General features: G+C 64.3%; 18 protein-coding genes and 1 tRNA gene. 5 read left to right on the top strand and 14 right to left on the bottom strand.

The genetic code is table 11. From position 1 onward, the window contains the following. Positions 1-28: 28 nt before the first annotated feature. The 7 genes from ASD75_RS13720 to ASD75_RS13690 form a co-directional block, all read right to left on the bottom strand. Positions 29-1,138 carry a site-specific integrase gene (locus ASD75_RS13720; protein ID WP_056746410.1) on the bottom strand — a complete coding sequence of 370 codons (1,110 nt, stop codon included), beginning with the start codon at positions 1,136-1,138 and terminating at the stop codon, positions 29-31. A 162-nt stretch (positions 1,139-1,300) separates the two neighbouring features. Then, a tRNA-Thr gene (locus ASD75_RS13715) sits at positions 1,301-1,376 on the bottom strand. Positions 1,377-1,387: 11 nt separating this feature from the next. Beyond that, positions 1,388-2,395 (bottom strand): class 1 fructose-bisphosphatase, encoded by a 1,008-nt coding sequence (locus tag ASD75_RS13710; RefSeq protein WP_056063775.1) that lies wholly within the window; start codon positions 2,393-2,395, stop codon positions 1,388-1,390. Positions 2,396-2,418: 23 nt separating this feature from the next. Next, complete coding sequence (pepN, locus tag ASD75_RS13705) at positions 2,419-5,175, bottom strand: aminopeptidase N (RefSeq protein ID WP_056746409.1); 2,757 nt, start codon at positions 5,173-5,175, stop codon at positions 2,419-2,421. Continuing rightward, the gene (locus ASD75_RS13700; RefSeq protein WP_056746407.1) at positions 5,159-5,833 is read right to left on the bottom strand and encodes an HAD family phosphatase; all 675 of its coding nucleotides are present in this window, start codon (positions 5,831-5,833) and stop codon (positions 5,159-5,161) included. Before ASD75_RS13700 ends, pepN begins: the two co-directional genes overlap by 17 nt. A 9-nt stretch (positions 5,834-5,842) precedes the next feature. Beyond that, positions 5,843-6,947 (bottom strand): peptide chain release factor 2 gene (prfB, locus tag ASD75_RS13695; RefSeq protein ID WP_099730502.1). Its coding sequence is split into 2 segments (ribosomal slippage): positions 5,843-6,865 and positions 6,867-6,947, totalling 1,104 coding nucleotides; the frame shifts between segments, so codons are not numbered across the junction. 201 nt (positions 6,948-7,148) lie between these two features. After that, positions 7,149-8,057 carry an alpha/beta fold hydrolase gene (locus ASD75_RS13690; protein ID WP_056746405.1) on the bottom strand — a complete coding sequence of 303 codons (909 nt, stop codon included), beginning with the start codon at positions 8,055-8,057 and terminating at the stop codon, positions 7,149-7,151. Positions 8,058-8,214: 157 nt separating this feature from the next. On the opposite strand from ASD75_RS13690, the gene ASD75_RS13685 reads away from it, so the two are divergent. Then, positions 8,215-9,276, top strand: a complete 1,062-nt coding sequence (locus tag ASD75_RS13685) for an aldo/keto reductase (RefSeq protein WP_056746403.1) — start codon at positions 8,215-8,217, stop codon at positions 9,274-9,276. A gap of 92 nt (positions 9,277-9,368) precedes the next feature. On the opposite strand, the gene ASD75_RS13680 is transcribed toward ASD75_RS13685, so the two are convergent. Then, a complete protein-coding gene (locus ASD75_RS13680) occupies positions 9,369-10,793 on the bottom strand; it encodes a M20 family metallopeptidase (protein WP_056746402.1) in 1,425 nt (474 codons plus the stop codon). A gap of 25 nt (positions 10,794-10,818) precedes the next feature. Beyond that, positions 10,819-11,817, bottom strand: a complete 999-nt coding sequence (locus ASD75_RS13675) for a tripartite tricarboxylate transporter substrate binding protein (RefSeq protein WP_056746401.1) — start codon at positions 11,815-11,817, stop codon at positions 10,819-10,821. 177 nt (positions 11,818-11,994) lie between these two features. On the opposite strand from ASD75_RS13675, the gene ASD75_RS13670 reads away from it, so the two are divergent. The 3 genes from ASD75_RS13670 (at position 11,995) to plsY (ending at position 14,267) form a co-directional block, all read left to right on the top strand. Continuing rightward, complete coding sequence (locus ASD75_RS13670) at positions 11,995-12,954, top strand: LysR family transcriptional regulator (protein WP_056746400.1); 960 nt, start codon at positions 11,995-11,997, stop codon at positions 12,952-12,954. A 71-nt stretch (positions 12,955-13,025) separates the two neighbouring features. Further along, positions 13,026-13,517, top strand: coding sequence for an aminoacyl-tRNA deacylase (locus ASD75_RS13665; protein ID WP_056063754.1), 492 nt, complete (start codon positions 13,026-13,028; stop codon positions 13,515-13,517). Positions 13,518-13,574: 57 nt separating this feature from the next. After that, a complete protein-coding gene (gene plsY / locus ASD75_RS13660) occupies positions 13,575-14,267 on the top strand; it encodes a glycerol-3-phosphate 1-O-acyltransferase PlsY (protein WP_056746399.1) in 693 nt (230 codons plus the stop codon). 35 nt (positions 14,268-14,302) lie between these two features. On the opposite strand, the gene ASD75_RS13655 is transcribed toward plsY, so the two are convergent. The 3 genes from ASD75_RS13655 to ASD75_RS13645 all read right to left on the bottom strand — a co-directional run bounded on the left by ASD75_RS13655 (position 14,303) and on the right by ASD75_RS13645 (position 16,596). After that, positions 14,303-15,322, bottom strand: coding sequence for an HD-GYP domain-containing protein (locus ASD75_RS13655; protein ID WP_056063748.1), 1,020 nt, complete (start codon positions 15,320-15,322; stop codon positions 14,303-14,305). 16 nt (positions 15,323-15,338) lie between these two features. Then, positions 15,339-15,944 carry a TIGR02281 family clan AA aspartic protease gene (locus tag ASD75_RS13650; RefSeq protein ID WP_056746398.1) on the bottom strand — a complete coding sequence of 202 codons (606 nt, stop codon included), beginning with the start codon at positions 15,942-15,944 and terminating at the stop codon, positions 15,339-15,341. Positions 15,945-16,110: 166 nt separating this feature from the next. Then, positions 16,111-16,596 carry a YajQ family cyclic di-GMP-binding protein gene (locus ASD75_RS13645; protein ID WP_056063745.1) on the bottom strand — a complete coding sequence of 162 codons (486 nt, stop codon included), beginning with the start codon at positions 16,594-16,596 and terminating at the stop codon, positions 16,111-16,113. A gap of 85 nt (positions 16,597-16,681) precedes the next feature. Here ASD75_RS13645 and murB point away from each other — a divergent pair, with 85 nt between their 5' ends. Continuing rightward, entirely contained in the window at positions 16,682-17,755 is a 1,074-nt protein-coding gene (gene murB / locus ASD75_RS13640; RefSeq protein ID WP_056746397.1) for a UDP-N-acetylmuramate dehydrogenase, read from the top strand. A 220-nt stretch (positions 17,756-17,975) separates the two neighbouring features. Here murB and argG read toward each other — a convergent pair whose 3' ends face one another. Both argG and ASD75_RS13630 read right to left on the bottom strand, forming a co-directional pair. Continuing rightward, on the bottom strand, positions 17,976-19,313 hold the full coding sequence (gene argG / locus ASD75_RS13635) for an argininosuccinate synthase (RefSeq protein ID WP_056063739.1): 1,338 nt from the start codon (positions 19,311-19,313) through the stop codon (positions 17,976-17,978). A gap of 85 nt (positions 19,314-19,398) precedes the next feature. Further along, on the bottom strand, positions 19,399-19,716 hold the full coding sequence (locus tag ASD75_RS13630) for a pyrimidine/purine nucleoside phosphorylase (protein ID WP_015014470.1): 318 nt from the start codon (positions 19,714-19,716) through the stop codon (positions 19,399-19,401). Positions 19,717-19,730: the final 14 nt, after the last annotated feature.

The following is a 19,730-nucleotide window of genomic DNA, read 5'->3' as shown; positions in this document are numbered from 1 at the left end:
AACCCAAAAGCATCGGAATTTTATGTTATCAACGTGACGATTTACCCAGTCCAAACTTCTTTGCGTTCATACTCCGAACTACCTCGTCAATGTGAGAGGTGGCCAAGTGCGAGTACCGCTCTGTCATTTTGGTGGTCTGGTGGCCCAACACCTTGCTGATGGACAAAAGGCTGGCGCCATTCATCGCAAGGTAACTCGCTGTCGTGTGCCGGAGATCGTGGAAACGAAACTCTTCAATACCAGCAGCGAGCAGTGCAACGCCCCATGGTTTGCGAAGATCGACGGGTGTATCGGCTTTCACAGTGCTTGGAAAAACTAGTCCGGTTGCAACCTTGACCTTCCGGCCTTCAATCACCTTCGCGCGCCGTTCTTCGAGCAATTCCAGCGCGAGGGATGTGAGCAAAACTGAGCGTGCTTTGTCATTCTTGGTCTTGGTGAGATGTACCCGGGTGTAGCCCTCGTCCGGAGCGGTATGAATGTCTTGCCAACGCATACCCATGATTTCGCCTTTGCGCATGCCAGTCGAGATCGCCAGCACCACCACCAAATACAAATCGGAGTTTGCTGAGCTTTTGCAAGCGCTGAGCAAAGACTCGCGCTCTGCGTCGGTCAGATACCGTGTGCGCTCGTTGCTGACCTTCGGGCGCTGCACGTTTTCAACTGGCGAAGACTCGCACCAGTTCCACTGCTTGCGCGCCACGGTGAATGCATGTGAAAGGGCCATCATGTAGCGCAGTACGGTCGCTGGGGCAGGGGGCTTCCCAAGCCGTGTCTTCGACTTTTTGAACTTGTCGATGCTCCGTGTCACAAGATCAGTTGTGACTTCGGACAAGGCGTAGTGCCCAAGTTCGTCAATCCACCAGGCGACGTGGGTCTTATGGTCTTTGCCGCCGTTGGCCTTGTCGGTCAGCACGTTGTCGCGGTAGCGCTCCAGCATCTCGCGCACTGTGTGCTTGCTGGCGGAGTTTTTCCGGATGGTCATGCCAGTGCGGATTTCCGTTTCCGTCTGGATGGCCCATTGCTTGGCGTCGGTCTTTCGCAAAAAAGTTTTCGACTGCGGCGGATAACCCTGGATACGGACCTGAGCTTGGTAGCTCACTTTGCCGTTTTGGTCTTTGCGTTCACGGATGGCAGCCATGTTGTGTTTTGTGTACGGTCAGCGAAATGTGACGGCACAAAAACTGGCTGGAGAGAGATGGCACTGTTGTTCAGTGCTGCCAAATTGTGCCGTCTACTGTGACTTGAGTGTGACAGGAGACGGCACTTGGGGCAACAATGACTCGTAAGTCATTGATTTTATTGGTGCCGGAGAGATGAATCGAACACCCGACCTTCTCATTACGAATGAGCTGCTCTACCGACTGAGCTACACCGGCTTAGCCTTGGATTATAGCGTGGAATGGTAGCTGGTCACGCGCTCAACCTCATTTTTTGAGCCGAGGATCACGCTGACGCGCTCATGAAGCTGGGTGGGCTGGATGTCGAGGATGCGTTGCTTGCCATTGGTGGCAGCGCCACCGGCTTGTTCTACCAGCCAGCCCATGGGGTTGGCCTCGTACATCAGGCGCAGCTTGCCGGGCTTGTTGGGCTCGCGTTTGTCCCACGGGTACATGAAGACGCCACCACGGGTCAGTATGCGGTGCACGTCGGCCACCATGCTGGCGATCCAGCGCATGTTGAAGTCCTTGCCGCGCGGGCCTTCCTTGCCCTGCAGGCATTCGTCGATGTAGCGCTTCACGGGCTCGTCCCAGTGGCGCATGTTGCTCATGTTGATCGCGAATTCTTTGGTGTCCTCGGGGATGCGCACGTTCTCCTCGGTCAGCACGAAGGAGCCCTGTTCGCGGTCGAGCGTGAACATGGCTACGCCATCGCCCACGGTGAGCACCAGGGTGGTCTGCGGGCCGTAGATGCAGTAGCCCGCTGCCACTTGCTGGGTGCCGGGCTGCAGGAAGTCGCCTTCCTCCACGCCGCGATCACCATCGGGCTTTTTCAGCACGCTGAAGATGGTGCCGATGCTCACGTTCACATCGATGTTGCTGGAGCCATCGAGGGGATCGAACAGCAGCAGGTATTCACCTTGCGGGTAGCGGTTGGGCACGAGGTAGATGCCGTCCATTTCTTCAGACGCCATGGCCGCCAGGTGGCCGCCCCATTCGTTGGCCTCGATCAGCACCTCGTTGGCGATGATGTCGAGCTTTTTCTGGATCTCGCCCTGCACGTTTTCACTGCTGGCCGTGCCCAGCACGCCGCCCAGTGCGCCCTTGTTCACGGCGTGGCTGATGCTTTTGCAGGCGCGGGCCACCACTTCCAGCAGCAGGCGCAGTTGCGAGGGAATGAGTCCGTCCACCCGTTGTTGTTCAACAAGGTAGCGGGTCAGGCTGATGCTTTTTGCCATGTCAGTCTCTTCTCGGTCGTGGTTTATTCGGCGAGTGCGCGGGTCACTACCTCGCGCACATCGTTGGACAGATCAGGCTTGGCGGCCACGCGAGCAATGGCCTCGCGCGCGGCGCTGCGCCAGGGGTCCGCCAGCTTCTTCCAGCGGTCGAGCGCGCGCGCGAGGCGGGCCGCAACCTGCGGGTTGATGGCGTCCAGCTCGATCACGCGGTCGCTCCAGAACACGTAGCCCGCAGCGTCCGACCGGTGGAACGCACCGGGGTTGGCGCTGCAGTAGCTGAAGATCACGCTGCGCGCCCGGTTGGGGTTCTTCAGGCTGAAGTCCGGGTGCTGCATGAGCTGGCGCACGGCGGGCAAGACGTTGCCGCCACGGTCGGGCGCACCCGCTTGCAGTGCAAACCACTTGTCGATGACCAGGGGCTCGTCCTTGAACAGCGCATGGAAGCGGGCGAGGGCGGGTGTGGCCAGTTCGCTGCCGCTGGCCACCAGGGCCGTGAGGGCATTGAACCGGTCGGTCATGTTGCCCGCGACCTTGAAGCGCTGGTACGCCTTGCCACGCCAGACCACATCGCCTGTCTTTTGCGCGGCAATACACAGCATGTGCAGCGCCAGGCCACTGAGTGCGCGGCGGCCGGACGAGACGGGGTCGGGGCGGTAGCCGCCGGTGTCCTGGTTCTGTTCCCAGACGGTTTCCCAGTCGGCCTGCAGCGCCAGCGCCAGTTCTTCGCGCATGGCTTCACGCACTGCGTGGATGCGCTGCGGGTCCACCACATCCAGCTGCTCGGCGATGTACGTCTCGGAGGGCATCGTGAGCACCAGTTCCTTGAACGCCGCATCCAGGGCCGGGTTGCGCAGCACGCTGCGCATAGCCTCTACAAACGCTGTCGACAGAATGGTTTGCTCAAATCGGCCGGTAGCGCCGGTTGCATATGCTTCATTAGCTATTGTATTAATAGCAATTCGCAGTGCCAGGCGCTGCCCAGCTTCCCAGCGGTTGAAAGCGTCTGCGTCGTGCGCCAGCAGAGTGAGCAACTGCGCGTCGGTGTAGTCGATGTCCAGCACCACGGGGGCACTGAACCCGCGCAGCAGCGATGGCACCGGCTCGCTGTCCAGGTTGGTGAAGGTCAGGGTCTGCGATGCCTCGGTGAGCACGACCACGCGCGAGGTGGTGTGGGCTGCGCCTTCTGCAGCGCCTTCACCTGCGAGGTGTAAGGGCAGGGCGGCACCGGTGGTGGCATCGATCAGGCCCAGCTCGACCGGGATGACGAAGGGCAACTTCTCGCTTTGGCCGGGCGTAGGGGCGCAGCTTTGCGACAGCGTGAGTGCATAGCAGCGCGTGGCAGCGTCGTAGCGGCCCGTGGCGCGCACGCGGGGCGTGCCGGCCTGGCTGTACCAGCGCTTGAACTGCCCAAGGTGCTGCGTGAGCGGGCTGCCCGGGTTGGCATCGGCTATTGATCGCACAAAATCGTCGCAGGTCACGGCCTGGCCGTCGTGGCGTTCGAAGTACAGCTTCATGCCCTTGGCAAAGCCTTCGCGGCCCACCAGGTTGTGCTGCATGCGCACCACTTCCGCACCCTTTTCGTAGATGGTGACGGTGTAGAAGTTGTTGATCTCGACGTAGCTGTCGGGCCGCACCGGGTGGGCCATGGGGCCCGCGTCTTCGGGGAACTGGGCGGTGCGCAGCACGCGCACATCCTCGATGCGCTTGACGGCGCGGGCGGACGGGCTGCCCGCGAGGTCCATGCTGAATTCCTGGTCGCGGAAGACCGTGAGGCCTTCCTTCAGGCTGAGCTGGAACCAGTCGCGGCAGGTCACGCGGTTGCCCGTCCAGTTGTGGAAGTACTCGTGGCCCACCACGCTTTCGATGTTGGCGAAGTCGGTGTCGGTGGCCGTGGATTCGCTGGCCAGAACGTACTTCGTGTTGAAGATGTTCAGGCCCTTGTTCTCCATGGCGCCCATGTTGAAGTCGCTGGTGGCGACGATCATGAAGCGCTCCAGGTCCAGCGGCAGGCCGAAGCGGGCCTCGTCCCAGGCCACGCTGTACATCAGCGAGTTCATGGCATGTTCGGTCTTGCCCAGATCGCCGGGGCGCACGTACACCTGCAGCAGGTGGTCGGTGCCCGAGCGGCTCTTGATCTTCTGCTCGCGGGCCACCAGCTTGCCTGCGACCAGGGCGAACAGGTAGCAGGGCTTCTTGTGCGGGTCCACCCACTTGGCAAAGTGGCGGCCGTCTTCCAGGTCGCCGCTGTCCACCAGATTGCCGTTGGAGAGCAGCACCGGGTACTGGGCCTTGTCGGCGCGCAGCGTGACGGTGTAGCTGGCCATCACATCGGGGCGGTCCAGAAAGTAGGTGATGCGGCGAAAGCCCTCGGCCTCGCACTGCGTGAAGAAGGTGCCCTGGCTCACGTACAGGCCCATGAGCTGCGTGTTCTTGGCGGGGCAGCAGGTGGTGAAGATTTCGAGCGCAAAGGGCTCGGAGCCTTCAGGCAGGTTCTCCAGCACCAGGCGGGTGCCTTCCATCTTGAACGAGGTGCCCTGGCCGTTGACCAGCACACGTGCCAGGTTCAGGTCATCGCCATCGAGCTTGAGCGGCTGTGCCGCCACGTCGGGGTTGCGGCGCAGCGTCATGCGGTTGAGCACGCGCGTCTTGTTCGGGTCCAGGTCGAAGGTCAGCTCGACGCTGTCGATCCAGTAGGCGGGGGCGGTGTAGTCCTCGCGGCGGATGGCGATGGCCGGGGCCGCGCCGTCTCCGCTTCCGTCGGCTTTATGCAGTTGCAACATGGATGCTCTCCAGAAAGTCGGTGTTCATGAGTTCGGTGTAGTCGCGCACGGCGGCCAGCACATGGGGCCCGGCCAGTTGTTCGGGCGTGTGGGTGCTGCAGATGGCCACGGCACGCATGCCCGCGCGGCGCGCTGCCTCGATGCCGAAAGGCGCGTCTTCAAAGACGATGCAATGCTCGGGGGCTGCCGCGATGCGGCGTGCCGCCTCCAGGAAGATCGCGGGCTGGGGCTTGCCGGGCAGGCCCTCATCGCCACGCACGATGGCCTGGGGCGCGGGTTCCAGGCCCAGGTGGCCCAGTGCGAATTCCACGTTGCCGATGTCACCCGCGGTGCCCACCGCCACCTTGAGACCACGCGCGCGCACCTGGGCCGCAAACTGGCGAAAGCCCGCCACTTCGGAGAAACGCGGGGCGAACAGCTCGCGGTAGATGGTTTCTTTTTCGTGCGTGAGCGCGTCGGCCTCGTCCTGCGACACAGGGCGCCCCAACAGTTCCACGATGCACTCGGTGCCATTGCGGCCCGTGGTGCGGGCCATGAGGTCGGGCACGTCGATGTCCATGCCCCGGCGGCGTGCGAACTCGACCCACGCCTGGGCGTGCCAGGGCATGGAGTCGATCATGGTGCCGTCCATGTCGAAGATGATGGCGTCGGTGCGCATCCGCATCGCTCAGACGCCTTGCTTCAACGAAGCTTCGATGAAAGCGTCCAGGTCGCCGTCCAGCACCTTTTGCGTGGCCGAGATTTCAACGTTGGTGCGCAGGTCCTTGATGCGGCTGTTGTCCAGCACGTAGCTGCGGATCTGGTGTCCCCAGCCCACGTCGGTCTTGGTGTCTTCCAGTTTCTGTTGCTCTTCCATGCGCTTGCGCATCTCGAAGTCGTACAGGCGGCTGCGCAGGCGCTGCCATGCCACGTCGCGGTTGCTGTGCTGGCTGCGACCGTCCTGGCACTGCACCACGATGCCGGTGGGGATGTGCGTGAGTCGCACGGCCGAGTCGGTCTTGTTGATGTGCTGACCGCCCGCGCCGGAGGCTCGGAAGGTGTCGGTGCGCACGTCGGCGGGGTTGATGTTGATCTCGATGGAGTCGTCGATTTCGGGGTACACGAACAGCGACGCGAACGAGGTGTGGCGGCCGCCCGAACTGTCGAACGGGCTCTTGCGCACCAGGCGGTGCACACCGGTTTCGGTGCGCAGCAGGCCGAAGGCGTACTCACCCTCGATCTTGATCGTGGCGCTCTTGATGCCGGCCACGTCCCCCGGGGTTTCTTCTTCGACCGTGGCTTTGAAGCCCTTGCGTTCGGCGTACTTGAGGTACTGGCGCAGCAGCATGCTGGCCCAGTCGCAGGCTTCCGTGCCGCCAGCGCCTGCCTGGATGTCCACAAAGCAATTGAGCGGATCCGCCTCGTTGCGGAACATGCGGCGGAACTCCAGCTCTTCCACCGCTGCGCGCATCGTGGCGGCTTCCGACTCGATGGTCAAAAGGCCGGCTTCATCGCCTTCCTCTTTGCTCATCTCATACAGCTCGGCGTTGTCGGCCAGATCGCGGGTGAGCTTGTCCAGCGTGACGACCACGCTGGAGAGCGACTTTTGTTCCTTGCCCAGCTCCTGGGCCTTCTTGGGGTCGTTCCAGACGGAGGGGTCTTCCAGCGATGCGTTTACCGTGCGCAGGCGTTCAAATTTGGCATCGAAGTCAAAGATACCTCCGTAACTCTTGCGTGCGCAGAGCCAGGTCGCTGAGGGTGGTGCCGATGAGGTTGATGCGTTCTGCGTCCATGATTCTTGTCCTGCGTGTTCTGTGGAATAACCCGCGATTTTCTCATGGGACGGGCAGGTGCCCTGCTAATGCCCTTTGTGCCAGACCGCCGCCGGATCTGCGCAGGCCGGCGTGTGGGCTCCGAGTGGCATTCATATCAAAAATGATAGCTGCTCAGGCAATATCCACTAGCGCTTGCGGGCGCAAGGACTTCAAATTGCCTCAGGCAGCATCCAAAAACGCTTCGATCAGCTGGGCCACCTGCTCCGGCTGGTCATGGTGCAGCATGTGGCCCGCGTCTTGCACGACGGCGGTGCTGCAGGTACGCACATGGGTCAGGCGCTGGTGGTATTCGTCCAGGGTGTACCGGCCGTTCCACCACTGGCCCAGGCTGTCGCCACTGGCCTCGATGGCCAGCACGGGGGCCGCAATGCGCTCGTAGATGGCCAGTGCCTCGTCCGCTCGGTACAGCTGCGCGCTGGTGATCTTGTGGGCGGGGTCGCCCAGGATTTCCCACTGCCCCTGCGCGTTGGGTCGCGCCCAGTGCTGGGCCAGCCATTGGGCCTTGTCTTCGGACAGGCGGGGGTTGGTCTTCATCAGGCGGCGGGCGACGCCGTCGGCGCTTTCATAGGTCTTGAGCTCCTTGGTGCCCTGGTGCAGCTGCTTGATCTCGTCGATCCATTGCGCGTAGCGGGTGGGCGCCTGCGCGGGGCGTGTGGCGGGCAGGCCAAAACCTTCCAGGTTGACGAGCTTGCGCACGCGCTCGGGCCGCACACCGCCGTACATCATGGCCACGTTGCCGCCCATGCTGTGGCCCACCAGGTCAATGGCTTCGCCGGGGGCATAGTGGTCCAGCAGCAGGTCCAGGTCGGCCAGGTAGTCGGCAAACACATAGTGGTCTACCGGTGCACCGGTGGTGAGGCCAAAACCGCGCCAGTCCGGCGCGATGATGCGGCGTGGTTGCCGCAGCGCGTCCACCGTGAACTGGTAGGAGGCACTGACGTCCATCCAGCCATGCAAAAGCACCAGCGTGGGCAGGTCGCTTTGCTCGGGGCCCCAGTGGCGGACGTGGTAGTTGAGGTGCCGCAGCGCCAGTGTGCTGCTGCGCGAAGGGGTGAGGACTTGGTACATGCTGTGCCAATGTTACGTTGCCGCCACGCTGGCGGGGCGCCCTGCGGTGTCACCAAGGAGTCCGGCGTCCGGCAGGTTTTGGCGATCGCTTGTACCATCGCCAGCCGGGGCCGTAGCAGGCCCTGCTTACTTTTCCACCTTCTGGAGCCTTCACCGCATGAACACCGTCCGCTTGGGTCAGAGTGACCTGCTTGTCACCCCCATTTGCCTGGGCACCATGACCTTCGGCGAGCAGGTCAATGAGGCCGACTCGCATGCCATCCTGAGCCAGTCGCTTGCGCGCGGCGTGAACTTCATCGACACGGCCGAGATGTACGCCGTGCCCGCCAAGGCCGAGACCTTTGGTGCCACCGAAACCATCATCGGCAACTGGTTTGCCAAGAACCCTGGCGCGCGCCGGAAGCTGGTGGTGGCGACCAAGGTGGCCGGCCCCTCGCGCGGCATGCCCTGGGTGCGCGAGGGCAAGGGCATGACCCCGGCCGACATCGTGGCGTCGTGCGAGGCCAGCCTGCGCCGCCTGCAGACCGATGTGATCGACCTCTACCAGATCCACTGGCCCGAGCGCCATGTGCCAGCGTTCGGCAACCTGTATTACGACCCTTCCAAGGAAACCTCGCAAACCCCCATCCGCGAGCAACTGGAAGCGTTGGCCGGGCTGGTGAAGGCGGGCAAGGTGCGCTACATCGGCCTGTCAAACGAAACCCCGTATGGCGTGCACGAGTTCGTGCGCCTGGCCGAGCAGCATGGCCTGCCGCGTGTGGCCACGGTGCAGAACCCGTACTGCCTGATCAATCGCACCTGGGAAAACGGGCTGGATGAAACCTGCCACCGCCTGGATGTGTCGCTGCTGGCCTATTCGCCGCTGGGTTTTGGTTTGTTGACGGGCAAGTACGACGAAAGCGGCATTACTGGCCCCAATGCCCCGCAGGGTGCGCGCATTGCATCGTATGAATCCGTGCGCAAACAACGCTGGGGCCGCCCTGAGGCGCTGGAGGCATCGCGCCGCTACAACGCACTGGCGCGTGCCAATGGCATGACACCCACGCAGATGGCGCTGGCGTTCTGCTACACCAAGTGGCAAGTGGCCAGCACCATCATTGGCGTGACGTCGGTGGTGCAGCTGGAGGAAGACCTGAATGCCTGGGGCACGACGCTGTCGCCCGAGGTGCTGAAGGCCATTGACGCGATCCGCTGGGAGCTGCGCGACCCTGCGCTGTGACCGGGGCAGGGCGTGGCCCTGCGAATCGGCAAGATCAAACCAAGGGGCCGTACAGGCCCCTTTGTTTTTCTGCGAGTTTGTGCGCGCTGCTGTCAGGCAGTTGCCTCCTGCCGGGTGGTGCGCCCTTCAGTCCACGGCGTCCCTTGGGCCTCACCCAGGTCCCAGAACAACCCGGCCATCACCGCCAGACCTTCTCGTGCCACGGGCGCCAGCAAATGTTCGTTGGGTGCATGCTGGGCGCAGGCGGGGTACGAGTGCGGCACCCACAGCGTGGGCAGACCGAGCTGGTCGGCAAAGATGTCGTTGGGCAGCGAGCCTGCCAGGTTGGGCAGCAGCGTGGCGGGCTGGCCTGCGCTGGCCTGCAGCGAGGCCATCGTCCAGTCCACCCAGGGGTTGTGCAGATCGAGCCGCGTGGCGCCGCAGTGCATGCCCATGGTGATCTCGACCTGGCTGAAGCCATGCGCATCCAGGCGTTCGCGCAGCGTGGCCTGCACGTTCTGCCAATCGGTGCCCACCACAAAGCGCAGCTGGCAGTGCGCCACAGCCTGTGCGGGGATGGCGTTGATGGGCCGCTGCGCGTTGCCCGCGCCCAGCGCCAGCACCTCCAGCGTGTTCCAGCCCACCAGCTGCTCTGCGGGGGTGAGGCCGGGCTCGCCCCAGCCGGGGGTGAGCGCGGGGTCATCGGCGCCGGTGCCAATCACCACGTCCTTGAGGGCAGTGCGCAGCTTGTCGGGCACCGCAGGCGGCAGCAGGCCTTTGACGAGGATGCGGCCCTTCGCGTCCACCAGCGTGGCCAGGGCGTGCGTGAGCACGGTGGCCGGGTTGGCCAGCACGCCGCCCCAGTTGCCCGAGTGGTAGGCCTTGTCGCGGCTGCGCACCGCGAGTGAGAAGTTGATGGCTCCGCGTGAACCCAGGAAGAGGGTGGGGTGGCCCGCGTTCACGCGGGGGCCGTCGCTGGCCAGAAAAAGGTCGGCCCTCAGCGCGTCGCTGTGCTGCTCGCAGAAGGCGGCCAGGCCGGGCGAACCCGCCTCTTCGCCCATCTCCATGAGCAGCGTCACGTTGTACCCCAGGCGGCCGCCCCGGGCCTCGATGGTGCGGGCGAGTGCGGCCAGGCTCACGGTGTGCTGGCCTTTGTTGTCGGCCGTGCCTCGGCCATACCAGCGCTCGCCTTCGATGGTGAGCTCCCAGGGCGAGAGGCCCTCGCGCCATTGCGCGTCCTGTCCGTTGACCACATCGCCGTGGCCGTAGGTGAGCACGGTTGGCAGTGCAGGGTCTTCCACGCGGCGGGCCACCAAGAAGGGGCCGCCTTGTGGCGACGGGTTGTCGAGCACCTCGCATTCAAAACCCAGGGGCGCGAGCCAGGGCACCATTTCGTCGGTGAGGTAGGTGTGCAGTTCGGGCGGCACCTTGCCAGTGTCGCTTTCGGTGCGCCAGGCCACGCGGCGGCGCAGGTCGGTGGCGAAGCGGCCATCGTCAAAGTAGCGCTGGACGTCTTGAATGAGTTGTTGGCGGTTCATCGTGCAGGTCCTTGTTGGGTGTTCGTCAGTCCACCACGATCTTGGCGCGGTGGGCCAACGCGCGGTAGCGGCCGATCTCGTCATCGATCATGGCGCGCGTGGCCACGGGGCCCAGGTGCACGGGCTCCATGCCCTGGGTGCGCATCTGTTCCTGCAGACCACTGTCGCGGGTGACGGCTTCCACCTCGGTCACCAGCTTTCGGATGACAGACTGTGGCGTCCTGGCGGGGGCGGCGATGGCATACCAGGCGTCGAACACGGCGTCTGGCAGTTTGAGTTCCTCCACGGTGGGCACCCCCGGCAGCATGCTGGAGCGCGACTTGCCCGCAATGGCCAGGGCGCGCAGCTTGCCGGCCTTCACTTGCGGCGCCGCAGCGGCCACGGTGTCGATACCTAGCTGGATTTCGCCGCCCATGAGGGCGATCAGCGACTGGCTGCTGCCCCGGTAGGGCACGTCCTGCAGCTGGATCCCGGCCGCCTGCTCCAGCAGTGCGCCTGCCAGGTGCGGGCCAGAGCCCGAGCCGAAGGTGGCGTAGTGGATGCTCTTGGGCTTTGCCTTGGCTGCGGCGATCAGTGCGTTCAGGTCCTTGTACGGCGCGCTGGCGCTGACGACCAGCACCAGGGGTGCCCGGGCCACGGTGGCCACGGGCACGAGGTCCTTGGCAGGGTCGTAGGGCAGCTTGCTGCGCAAGGCAGGGTTGACCGTGTAGCTGGTGGAGCCCGAAACCAGCAGCGTGTAGCCGTCGGGGTCGGCACGCACCACGGCTTCGGTGCCGATGATGGTGGAGGCACCCGGCTTGTTGTCGATCACCACCGGCGTGCCCAGGCGGCTGGCCAGCTTCTGTGCGAGCGCGCGTGCCACCACGTCGGTGCCGCCGCCGGGCGGGAAGGGCACCACCATGCGCACGGGGCGCTGGGGCCAGGCGTCGGCAGGGGCTGCTGCCTGGGCGCAGGCCAGGCTGGCATGGCCGGCAAGAACTGCCACGGTGGCAGACAGGAACGAGGCTCGAACAAGGCGTTTCATGCGGACTCCGGTGGTAGGGCCCCGGCAGCGGGCGGCGTGGGAGCAATGGCCACGTGGCGCCCGCGCAAGGGCATGGGTGAATTGGAGCCTCAAGCCATGCAAGATGGATGCTGGTTTACCATTGCTTGGAATAGAGATTTGGCAACTGACCGTTGCCTTTTTGTGATTTAAACAATCATGGCCATTTCACTGCTCAGCCTGCCCTTGCGCTACTTTCTGGAGGTCGCGCGCACCGGCTCCGTCAACCAGGCCGCGCAGCGCCTGCACGTAGCCGCTTCGGCCGTGAGCCGGCAGCTGGGCAAGCTGGAAGACAGCCTGGGTGTGGTGCTGTTCGAGCGCCAGGCGCGCGGCATGAACCTGACCGAAGCGGGCACCCGCCTGCTGGCCCACGCCAGTGCACACGATGCGCAGGCGCTGGAGCTGGTCGAGCAATTGCAGGATCTGTCGGCCCAAGGGGCCCTGCGGGTGCGGCTGGCCTGCACCGAAGGGTTTGCGGCAGCCTTCATGCCGCTGGTCATGGCGGGGTTTCGGCAGGTGCACCCGCAGGTGCAGCTGCAGTTGCAGGTGGCCGTGCCGCAGGAGGTGTCGGCCCTGGTGCTGCGCGGCGAGGCCGACCTGGCGCTGAAGTACAGCACGGCGCCCGAGAAGGGCCTGCAGGTGCTGCACTCGGCCATCGCACCCATTTATGCCGTCATGCCCGCACAGCACCCGCTGGCGCGTCAGCGCAGTGTGAGCGTGGCCGACGTGGTGCGCTACCCGCTGCTGCTGGGGGCCGCCAACACCACGGGGCGGCAGCTGTTTGACCTGAGCTGTGCGGTGCAGGGTCTTCGCTATGTGCCCGCAGTGGAGAGCAATTTTTCGTCGGCCTTGTTGCCGCTGCTGAGCGGGCAGGACGTGGTGCTGGCCAGCTACCTCACGGCGGCGCGATGGGTGGAGGCGGGCCTGCTGGCTGCCCGGCCGTTTGACGAAACCCAGTTGCAGCAACGGCGCCTGCAGGTGCTGGCAGTCGAGGGCCGTAGCCAGTCCGCCCTGGTGCAGCAGTTCACGCAAGCGCTGGTGATCGCCATCGAGGAATACGGCAAGCGCAAGGTCGGGCGGCGCCGCAAGGCCACCGCAGCGCCTGCCTCGGTGTTCTGACACATTGCCGCAGATTCCAGCACGCTCACATTTGGATACGGATACCATCGGTGCCCTATCCGCACCACACCATGGCCAAGAAAGAACACGTTTCCGAGACCCAAGCCACCCAGCTGCTCAAGGCGAACAAGGTGGCGTTCACCGAACACCCGTATGAGTACCTGGAGCACGGCGGCGCGATGCACAGCGCCGAGGTGCTGGGTCTGGACCCGTTCACCGTGGTCAAGACCCTCGTCATGCAGGACCAGGATGCCAAGCCGCTCCTGGTGCTGATGCATGGCAACCGCAAGGTCTCCACCAAGAACCTCGCACGCCAGATCGGCGCCAAGTCGGTCGAGCCCTGTGCACCCGAGGTCGCCAACCGGCACAGTGGCTACCTGGTGGGGGGGACGTCTCCGTTTGGCACGCGGCGCACCATGCCGGTTTACATCGAAGAAACCATCCTCGCGTTGCCCCGCATTGCCATCAACGGCGGGCGCCGGGGCTTTCTGGTGCAGCTGGACCCGCAGGTGTGTGTGCAGTTGCTGGGCGCCAAACCGGTGCAGTGCGCGCTGGCAGAATAGGCCGCCGCGCGATACAGCCCGTCAGAAGGCTGACCATTTGATTTCCAAGGAGTTGCTTTGACCGCCGTCTATCCCGTTCTTGCCACCGTGGCCGCCTACCTGCTGGGCTCGCTGTCGTTTGCCGTCATCGTGACGCGTGTCATGGGCCTGAGCGATCCGCGCACCTATGGCAGCAAGAACCCCGGCGCCACCAATGTGCTGCGCTCGGGCAGCAAGGCGGCGGCCATCGTGACCCTGCTGCTCGATGCGATGAAGGGCTGGCTGCCCGTGGCGCTGGTGATGTGGTTTGGCCACCCCTACGGGCTCGAAGACGGCACCGTGGCGCTGGTGGGGCTGGCCGCGTTCCTGGGGCACCTGTGGCCAGTGTTCTTCCGGTTTGAGGGCGGCAAGGGCGTGGCGACGGCACTGGGCGTGTTGGTGGGCATCAGCGGTTGGCTGGGGCTGGCCACGGCGGCCACCTGGCTCATCATTGCGTTCTTCTTCCGGTACTCGTCGCTCGCCTCGCTGGTGGCCGCCGCGTTTGCTCCGGTGTACTACTTGCTGGTGGATGGCGTGGTCTGGTATGCCGAAGGCACGATTGCCGCCTCGATCGTGGTGATGGCGCTGCTGCTGGCCTGGCGGCACCGCGAGAACATCCAGCGCCTGATTGCCGGCACGGAATCACGCCTGGGCAGCAAGAAGGCGAAACCTGCCGAGGGTGAAGAGAGCGCCAAGGCAAAGCCCACCGCAAAAGCCAAGGCCAAACACTGATGTAGCCACGCGCCCGGTTGGGCGCGTGCCCCGTGTCAGAGCGCGCCGGGCGCAGTCACCAGCCCGCGCAACCCTGCGCTGTGCTGGGCGGCGTACAGCCCCAGCCGCACCATGGTGCGGTGGTTGAGTTCCAGGCTCACTGCGGACCGGGCCAGGGCAGACTGGATGCGGGGCTTGCCACTCGCGGTCTGGTACAGGCTGGGCTGGCTGCGGTGGTTGCCGGTGCTGTCCAGCAGGCTGGCCACCAGCGGGTGGTTGGCCTTGTCGCTGCGGCGCAGCACGATGGCGGTTTCGCCGTTGTCCAGTTTCACAAACGTACCTGGGGGGCACAGGCCGATGGAGCGCACCAGGGTGTAGCTGACCTCGTCGCGCTGGTCCACTTCTTGTCCCACGATGGCACGCACCGAATCGGTGGCACTGCGTCCGGCGCGGGATTTGCGCGGGCTGATCATGGCGGCATACCGGTCAATGGTGCCGAGGATGCGGGTGAGCCGGTCTATCGGCTCCTGGTTGGCCAAAGGCACGCGTTCGGCAATGCTGGCATGGTGTTGCCCCACCACGTCCAGCCAGAGCGGATCGTTGATGAACAGGCGTTCCAGCAGCAGCATGCTGTCTTCGGGGTGGCTCTTGATGGCCTCCTGCTGCTCCGCCGTGGGGCGCTCGCGCTGCACGGCCAGTTCGTCCTGCAGGGTCGTCATGCCAATGTTCATGGTGAGTGCCGCCCGCACCAGGCTGTCGCGCTCACGCTGCGGCAGCTTGAGCTCCAGCGCCATGATGTGGCACAGCGTGCCGCACACCAGCGCGTGCGATGCGCTGTAGCCCACGGTGGATGTGGAGGCGTGCTGGAACATCAGGTACAGCGCCGCGTCGATGTCGTGCGCCACCAAGTCTTGCAGCCAGGCATCAAACTGCCGCACCTTGCCCGGAAAGTCCTGCACTTGCAGCGGCCGGCTCAGCAGCACCGACAGGGCCGACTCCAGGTCGGACCAGAGGCTGAGCAGGTCTTCGTACTCCCCTTCGGAGTGCGCGTGGGTGGAGGAGGGGTGTGCGGACATTGCGGGTGTACAGGCGTCAGTGGCGCTTTTCGAGCACCATCTGGTCGTTGGTGCGGGTCATCTGGAACTCGTTCAGGAAGCTGTTGCCCAGCAGCACATAGGGCATGGGCTGCGAGGTGATGATGGCCTCTACCCCAAAGACCTCGACGTCACCGATGCGGATGGAGTCGAGCTTCATGCGCCAGCCCTGGGCGACGCCATTGGCAGTGTTCACGCGGACCGGCTGGCCGCTTTGGTAGTTGAGACCCATACGCTCTGCATCCGGCCGTCCGATGGCGACGGTGGAAGCCCCGGTGTCGACCATGTACTGCATCACCTGCCCGTTGATGGTGCCGCTGTTCACAAAATGGCCTCTGCCATCTGCCACCAGCAAAATGCGTTTGCCGCTGCCACTGCGTCCGCCCACACTCACGGGCGCCTCGCCCAGTCGCAGTGTGCGCCGTGCGCCCTGGATCTCCACGGTGGCTTCGTCCTTGGCGACGGCGATGACTTTCACCCCCTGGAACTCATCCCCCGCGCCCACCGCCTTGGGCGGGTTGGCATTCACCACGATCAGCGCCTTGCTGCCCAGTACACCCGCCAGCGCCACAGCCTGCGCATGCGCCCAGGTGGGGCCCAGCATTAACCCGATGCACAGGGCGAGGAGGCGCTGATACCGGCGCAGCCCTGGTGAGAGCCGCCGCGCAAGGACCGCCCCGCCGCGCTGGCGGCGTCCCCCTGCCTGCAGCGCTCCGCGCTGCGAGAGCGGGGGGAGGGCCCGCAGGACCTCAGCGGGGTGTCGCTTCATATCAGTCGCGGAAGTTGTCGAACGACAGCGGCACGTCCGTCACATCCTTGCGGATCAAGGCCATGGCGGCCTGCAGGTCGTCGCGCTTGGCACCAGTCACGCGCACCTTGTCTTCCTGAATAGCGCCTTGCACCTTGAGCTTGCTTTCCTTGAGCAGCTTCTGGATCTTCTTGGCCAGCTCGCTCTCGATGCCGTTGCGCACCTTGATGACCTGCTTGACCTTGTCGCCACCCATTTTCTGCACATCGCCCATGTCCAGAAAACGCACATCCACGCTGCGTTTGGTGAGCTTGTTGCGCAGAACATCTTCAATCTGGGTGAGCTGGAAATCAGCATCGCCGATCAGCGTGATGTCCTTGTCCTTGATCTCGATGCTGGCAGAGGTGCCCTTGAAGTCGAACCGGGTGGCGATTTCCTTGGCGGTGTTCTCGACGGCGTTTTTCACTTCAACCAGATTGGCTTCGCAGACGGTGTCAAAAGATGGCATGGTGGGTCTCTATCTCGGGGAAAACAGGTGCAGATATGGGGGCGGATCGCAGGGAGCCAAAAGGCCGGGTGCGACAATCGGGCCTATGGTAGTCGAGAAAAACGCCCCTTTACAGCCCTGCAACACCTTCGGCATTGCCGCGCGCGCCCAAACCCTGGTGCGAGTGCATTCGGTGGACGATCTGCGGGCTGTGCTGGCAGACCCCCAGCTCGCGCCCGCACCGAAATTTGTGCTGGGCGGCGGCAGCAACATCATCCTGACCGGTGACGTGAAGTCCGTCGTGCTCAAGATGGAAATTAAGGGCCTGCGCCTGGTGGATGAAACGCCCAAGGCCTGGATCGTGGAGGCGGGTGCTGGCGAAGTCTGGCACGACGCCGTGGCCTGGACACTGGCGCACGGCTATCCCGGATTGGAGAACCTGGCCCTGATCCCGGGCACGGTGGGGGCATCGCCCGTCCAGAACATTGGCGCGTATGGCGTGGAGCTGCAGGACCGTTTTGAGTCGCTCGACGCCATCGACCTGGCTACGGGCCAGTCGTTCAGCCTGGATGCCGCGCAATGCGGTTTTGGCTACCGTGATTCCGTTTTCAAGCACGCACCTTCCGAAGCGCAGGACGGCAGCGGGCTGCCGCGCGGCATGGGGCTGGCAGGCCGGGCGGTGATCACCCATGCGCGCTTTCGACTGCCCAAGCCGTGGAAGCCGGTGCTGGGCTACCTGGACCTGGAGCGCCGCCGCGCCGAGGCGGGGGTGGAACACCCCAGTGCCCAGCAAATTTTTGACTGGGTCTGCGACATCCGCCGCGCGAAACTACCCGACCCTGCCGTGGTGGGCAACGCGGGCAGCTTCTTCAAGAACCCCACCGTGTCGCCCGACCAGTGCGCCGACATCATCGCCCGCGAGCCCAAGATCGTGCACTACCCCATGCCCGACGGCAGCATCAAGCTGGCGGCGGGCTGGCTGATCGATGCCTGCGGCTGGAAAGGCAAATCCATCGGCAAGGCCGGGGTGTACGAGAAGCAGGCCCTCGTGCTGGTCAACCGGGGGAAGGGCGCTGACAGCGTGACAGGGGGCGAGGTGATGACCCTGGCCAAGGCCATCCAGACGAGTGTGTACGAGCGCTTTGGCATCCGGCTGGAGCCCGAGCCGGTGGTGGTGTAGCGCGAAGTCTGAGGCGACCGCTGCGCCTCGAAAGGGCCGGTGTCGCACCTGGTACGAGACCCCAATGAAAAAGCCACCCCAAGGGTGGCTTTTGCTCATCTATTGATAGCTGGAGAGGCAAATTGCACTAGTGCTACCAGCCATTTTTGCTCCAAATGAGCCGCCAAGCTGCTCCCAGTGGCAACCTGGGAAGCTGGGGGCCCATGGGGCGAGTGCTGCCTTACTTGCGGTCGTTGTCCAGCTGGGCCAGGGCGGCATTGCCTCCCAGCGACAGCAGGCCCGCCCGCGAGTACACGCCCAGCTTGCCACGCGTGTCCGAGATGTCCAGGTTGCGCATGGTCAGCTGGCCAATGCGGTCCAGCGGGCTGAACGGCGCGTCTTCCACCTTTTCCATCGACAGGCGCTCGGGTGCGTAGGTCAGGTTGGGCGACTCGGTGTTCAGCAGTGAATAGTCGTTGCCACGGCGCAGTTCCAGTGTCACGGTGCCGGTCACGGCGCGGGCCACCCAGCGCTGGGCGGTTTCGCGCAGCATGATGGCCTGGGGGTCGAACCAGCGGCCCTGGTACAGCAGGCGGCCCAGCTTCAGGCCATTCATGCGGTACTGCTCGATGGTGTCTTCGTTGTGGATGCCAGTCACCAGGCGCTCGTAGGCGATGTGCAGCAGCGCCAGGCCGGGGGCTTCGTAGATGCCGCGGCTCTTGGCTTCGATGATGCGGTTTTCGATCTGGTCGCTCATGCCCAGGCCATGGCGGCCGCCGATGCGGTTGGCTTCAAGGATCAGCTCGACGGGGTCGTTGAACTCCTTGCCGTTCAGCGCCACGGGCTGGCCTTCGTTAAAGGTCACGGACACTTCCTCGGCCTTCACTTCGACCTCTGGCTTCCAGAACGCCACACCCATGATGGGGTTGACGATGCGGATGCCGCTGGACAGGAACTCCAGGTCCTTGGCCTCGTGGGTGGCGCCCAGCATGTTGCTGTCGGTGCTGTAGGCCTTCTCGGCGCTCATCTTGTAGCCAAAGCCGGCCTGCGTCATGAACGCCGACATTTCGGCGCGGCCGCCCAGCTCGTCGATGAACAGTTGGTCCAGCCACGGCTTGTAGATCTTGAGCGAGGGGTTGGTCAGCAGGCCGTAGCGGTAGAAGCGCTCGATGTCGTTGCCCTTGAAGGTCGATCCGTCGCCCCAGATGTTGACGTCGTCCTCCTTCATCGCGGCCACCAGCATAGTGCCGGTGACGGCGCGGCCCAGGGGGGTGGTGTTGAAGTAGGTCAGGCCGCCGGTGCTGATGTGGAAGGCGCCAGCCTGCAGGGCGGCGATGCCTTCGTGGGCCAGTTGCGTGCGGCAGTCCACCAGGCGGGCCTTCTCGGCGCCGTACTCCATGGCCTTGCGCGGGATGGCGTCGTAGTCGGGCTCGTCGGGCTGACCCAGGTTGGCGGTGTAGGCGTAGGGCACGGCGCCCTTGAGCTTCATCCAGTGCAGTGCGGCGCTGGTGTCCAGGCCGCCGGAGAAGGCGATGCCGACCTTTTGGCCGAGGGGGAGGTTCTGGAGGATGGTTGCCATGGAGTCTTCTTCAAAAATGATAGCTGCCAGCGCATTGTGGACTAGCGCTAGAGGCCAAAATCAATCAAATTTCAGCCCGAACATCTCAGCCGAAATGGCAGATGTAGTGGTAGGCCTCGGTCACGCGGATGTCGAACTTGGAGTTGCCGGGCACGCTGAACTTCTCGCCTGCGGACGATTTCACCCATGCATCGGTACCGGCCAGCTTGTATTCGCACGAGCCCGCCACGCATTCCATGATTTCAGGGGCGCCGGTGTTGAACGTGAGCGTTGCGGGCAGCACCACGCCCACCGACTTCTTCGTGCCGTCCGGGAAGGTGATGCCGTGGCTCACGCACTTGCCGTCAAAGTACACATTGGCCTGGGTGGTGACGGACACGCCGTCGATTTTTTCGGTGGTCATGGATGCGCGGGTAG

The organism is Acidovorax sp. Root568 (genome assembly GCF_001427445.1).
Taxonomy (GTDB): Bacteria; Pseudomonadota; Gammaproteobacteria; order Burkholderiales; family Burkholderiaceae_C; genus Acidovorax; species Acidovorax delafieldii.
The sequence above is the reverse complement of the archived record's forward strand: the minus strand, read 5'-3'. Positions and strand labels throughout refer to the sequence as shown.

Excerpts from the sequence above, each read along its gene's own strand:
- ASD75_RS13720 (WP_056746410.1), bottom strand. The coding sequence starts at position 1,138 with ATGGCTGCCATCCGTGAACGCAAAGACCAAAACGGCAAAGTGAGCTAC.
- ASD75_RS13710 (WP_056063775.1), bottom strand. The coding sequence starts at position 2,395 with ATGGCAAAAAGCATCAGCCTGACCCGCTACCTTGTTGAACAACAACGG.
- pepN (WP_056746409.1), bottom strand. The coding sequence starts at position 5,175 with ATGTTGCAACTGCATAAAGCCGACGGAAGCGGAGACGGCGCGGCCCCG.
- ASD75_RS13700 (WP_056746407.1), bottom strand. The coding sequence starts at position 5,833 with ATGCGCACCGACGCCATCATCTTCGACATGGACGGCACCATGATCGAC.
- ASD75_RS13690 (WP_056746405.1), bottom strand. The coding sequence starts at position 8,057 with ATGTACCAAGTCCTCACCCCTTCGCGCAGCAGCACACTGGCGCTGCGG.
- ASD75_RS13685 (WP_056746403.1), top strand. The coding sequence starts at position 8,215 with ATGAACACCGTCCGCTTGGGTCAGAGTGACCTGCTTGTCACCCCCATT.
- ASD75_RS13680 (WP_056746402.1), bottom strand. The coding sequence starts at position 10,793 with ATGAACCGCCAACAACTCATTCAAGACGTCCAGCGCTACTTTGACGAT.
- ASD75_RS13675 (WP_056746401.1), bottom strand. The coding sequence starts at position 11,817 with ATGAAACGCCTTGTTCGAGCCTCGTTCCTGTCTGCCACCGTGGCAGTT.
- ASD75_RS13670 (WP_056746400.1), top strand. The coding sequence starts at position 11,995 with ATGGCCATTTCACTGCTCAGCCTGCCCTTGCGCTACTTTCTGGAGGTC.
- ASD75_RS13665 (WP_056063754.1), top strand. The coding sequence starts at position 13,026 with ATGGCCAAGAAAGAACACGTTTCCGAGACCCAAGCCACCCAGCTGCTC.
- ASD75_RS13655 (WP_056063748.1), bottom strand. The coding sequence starts at position 15,322 with ATGTCCGCACACCCCTCCTCCACCCACGCGCACTCCGAAGGGGAGTAC.
- ASD75_RS13650 (WP_056746398.1), bottom strand. The coding sequence starts at position 15,944 with ATGCTGGGCCCCACCTGGGCGCATGCGCAGGCTGTGGCGCTGGCGGGT.
- ASD75_RS13645 (WP_056063745.1), bottom strand. The coding sequence starts at position 16,596 with ATGCCATCTTTTGACACCGTCTGCGAAGCCAATCTGGTTGAAGTGAAA.
- murB (WP_056746397.1), top strand. The coding sequence starts at position 16,682 with ATGGTAGTCGAGAAAAACGCCCCTTTACAGCCCTGCAACACCTTCGGC.
- argG (WP_056063739.1), bottom strand. The coding sequence starts at position 19,313 with ATGGCAACCATCCTCCAGAACCTCCCCCTCGGCCAAAAGGTCGGCATC.
- ASD75_RS13630 (WP_015014470.1), bottom strand. The coding sequence starts at position 19,716 with ATGACCACCGAAAAAATCGACGGCGTGTCCGTCACCACCCAGGCCAAT.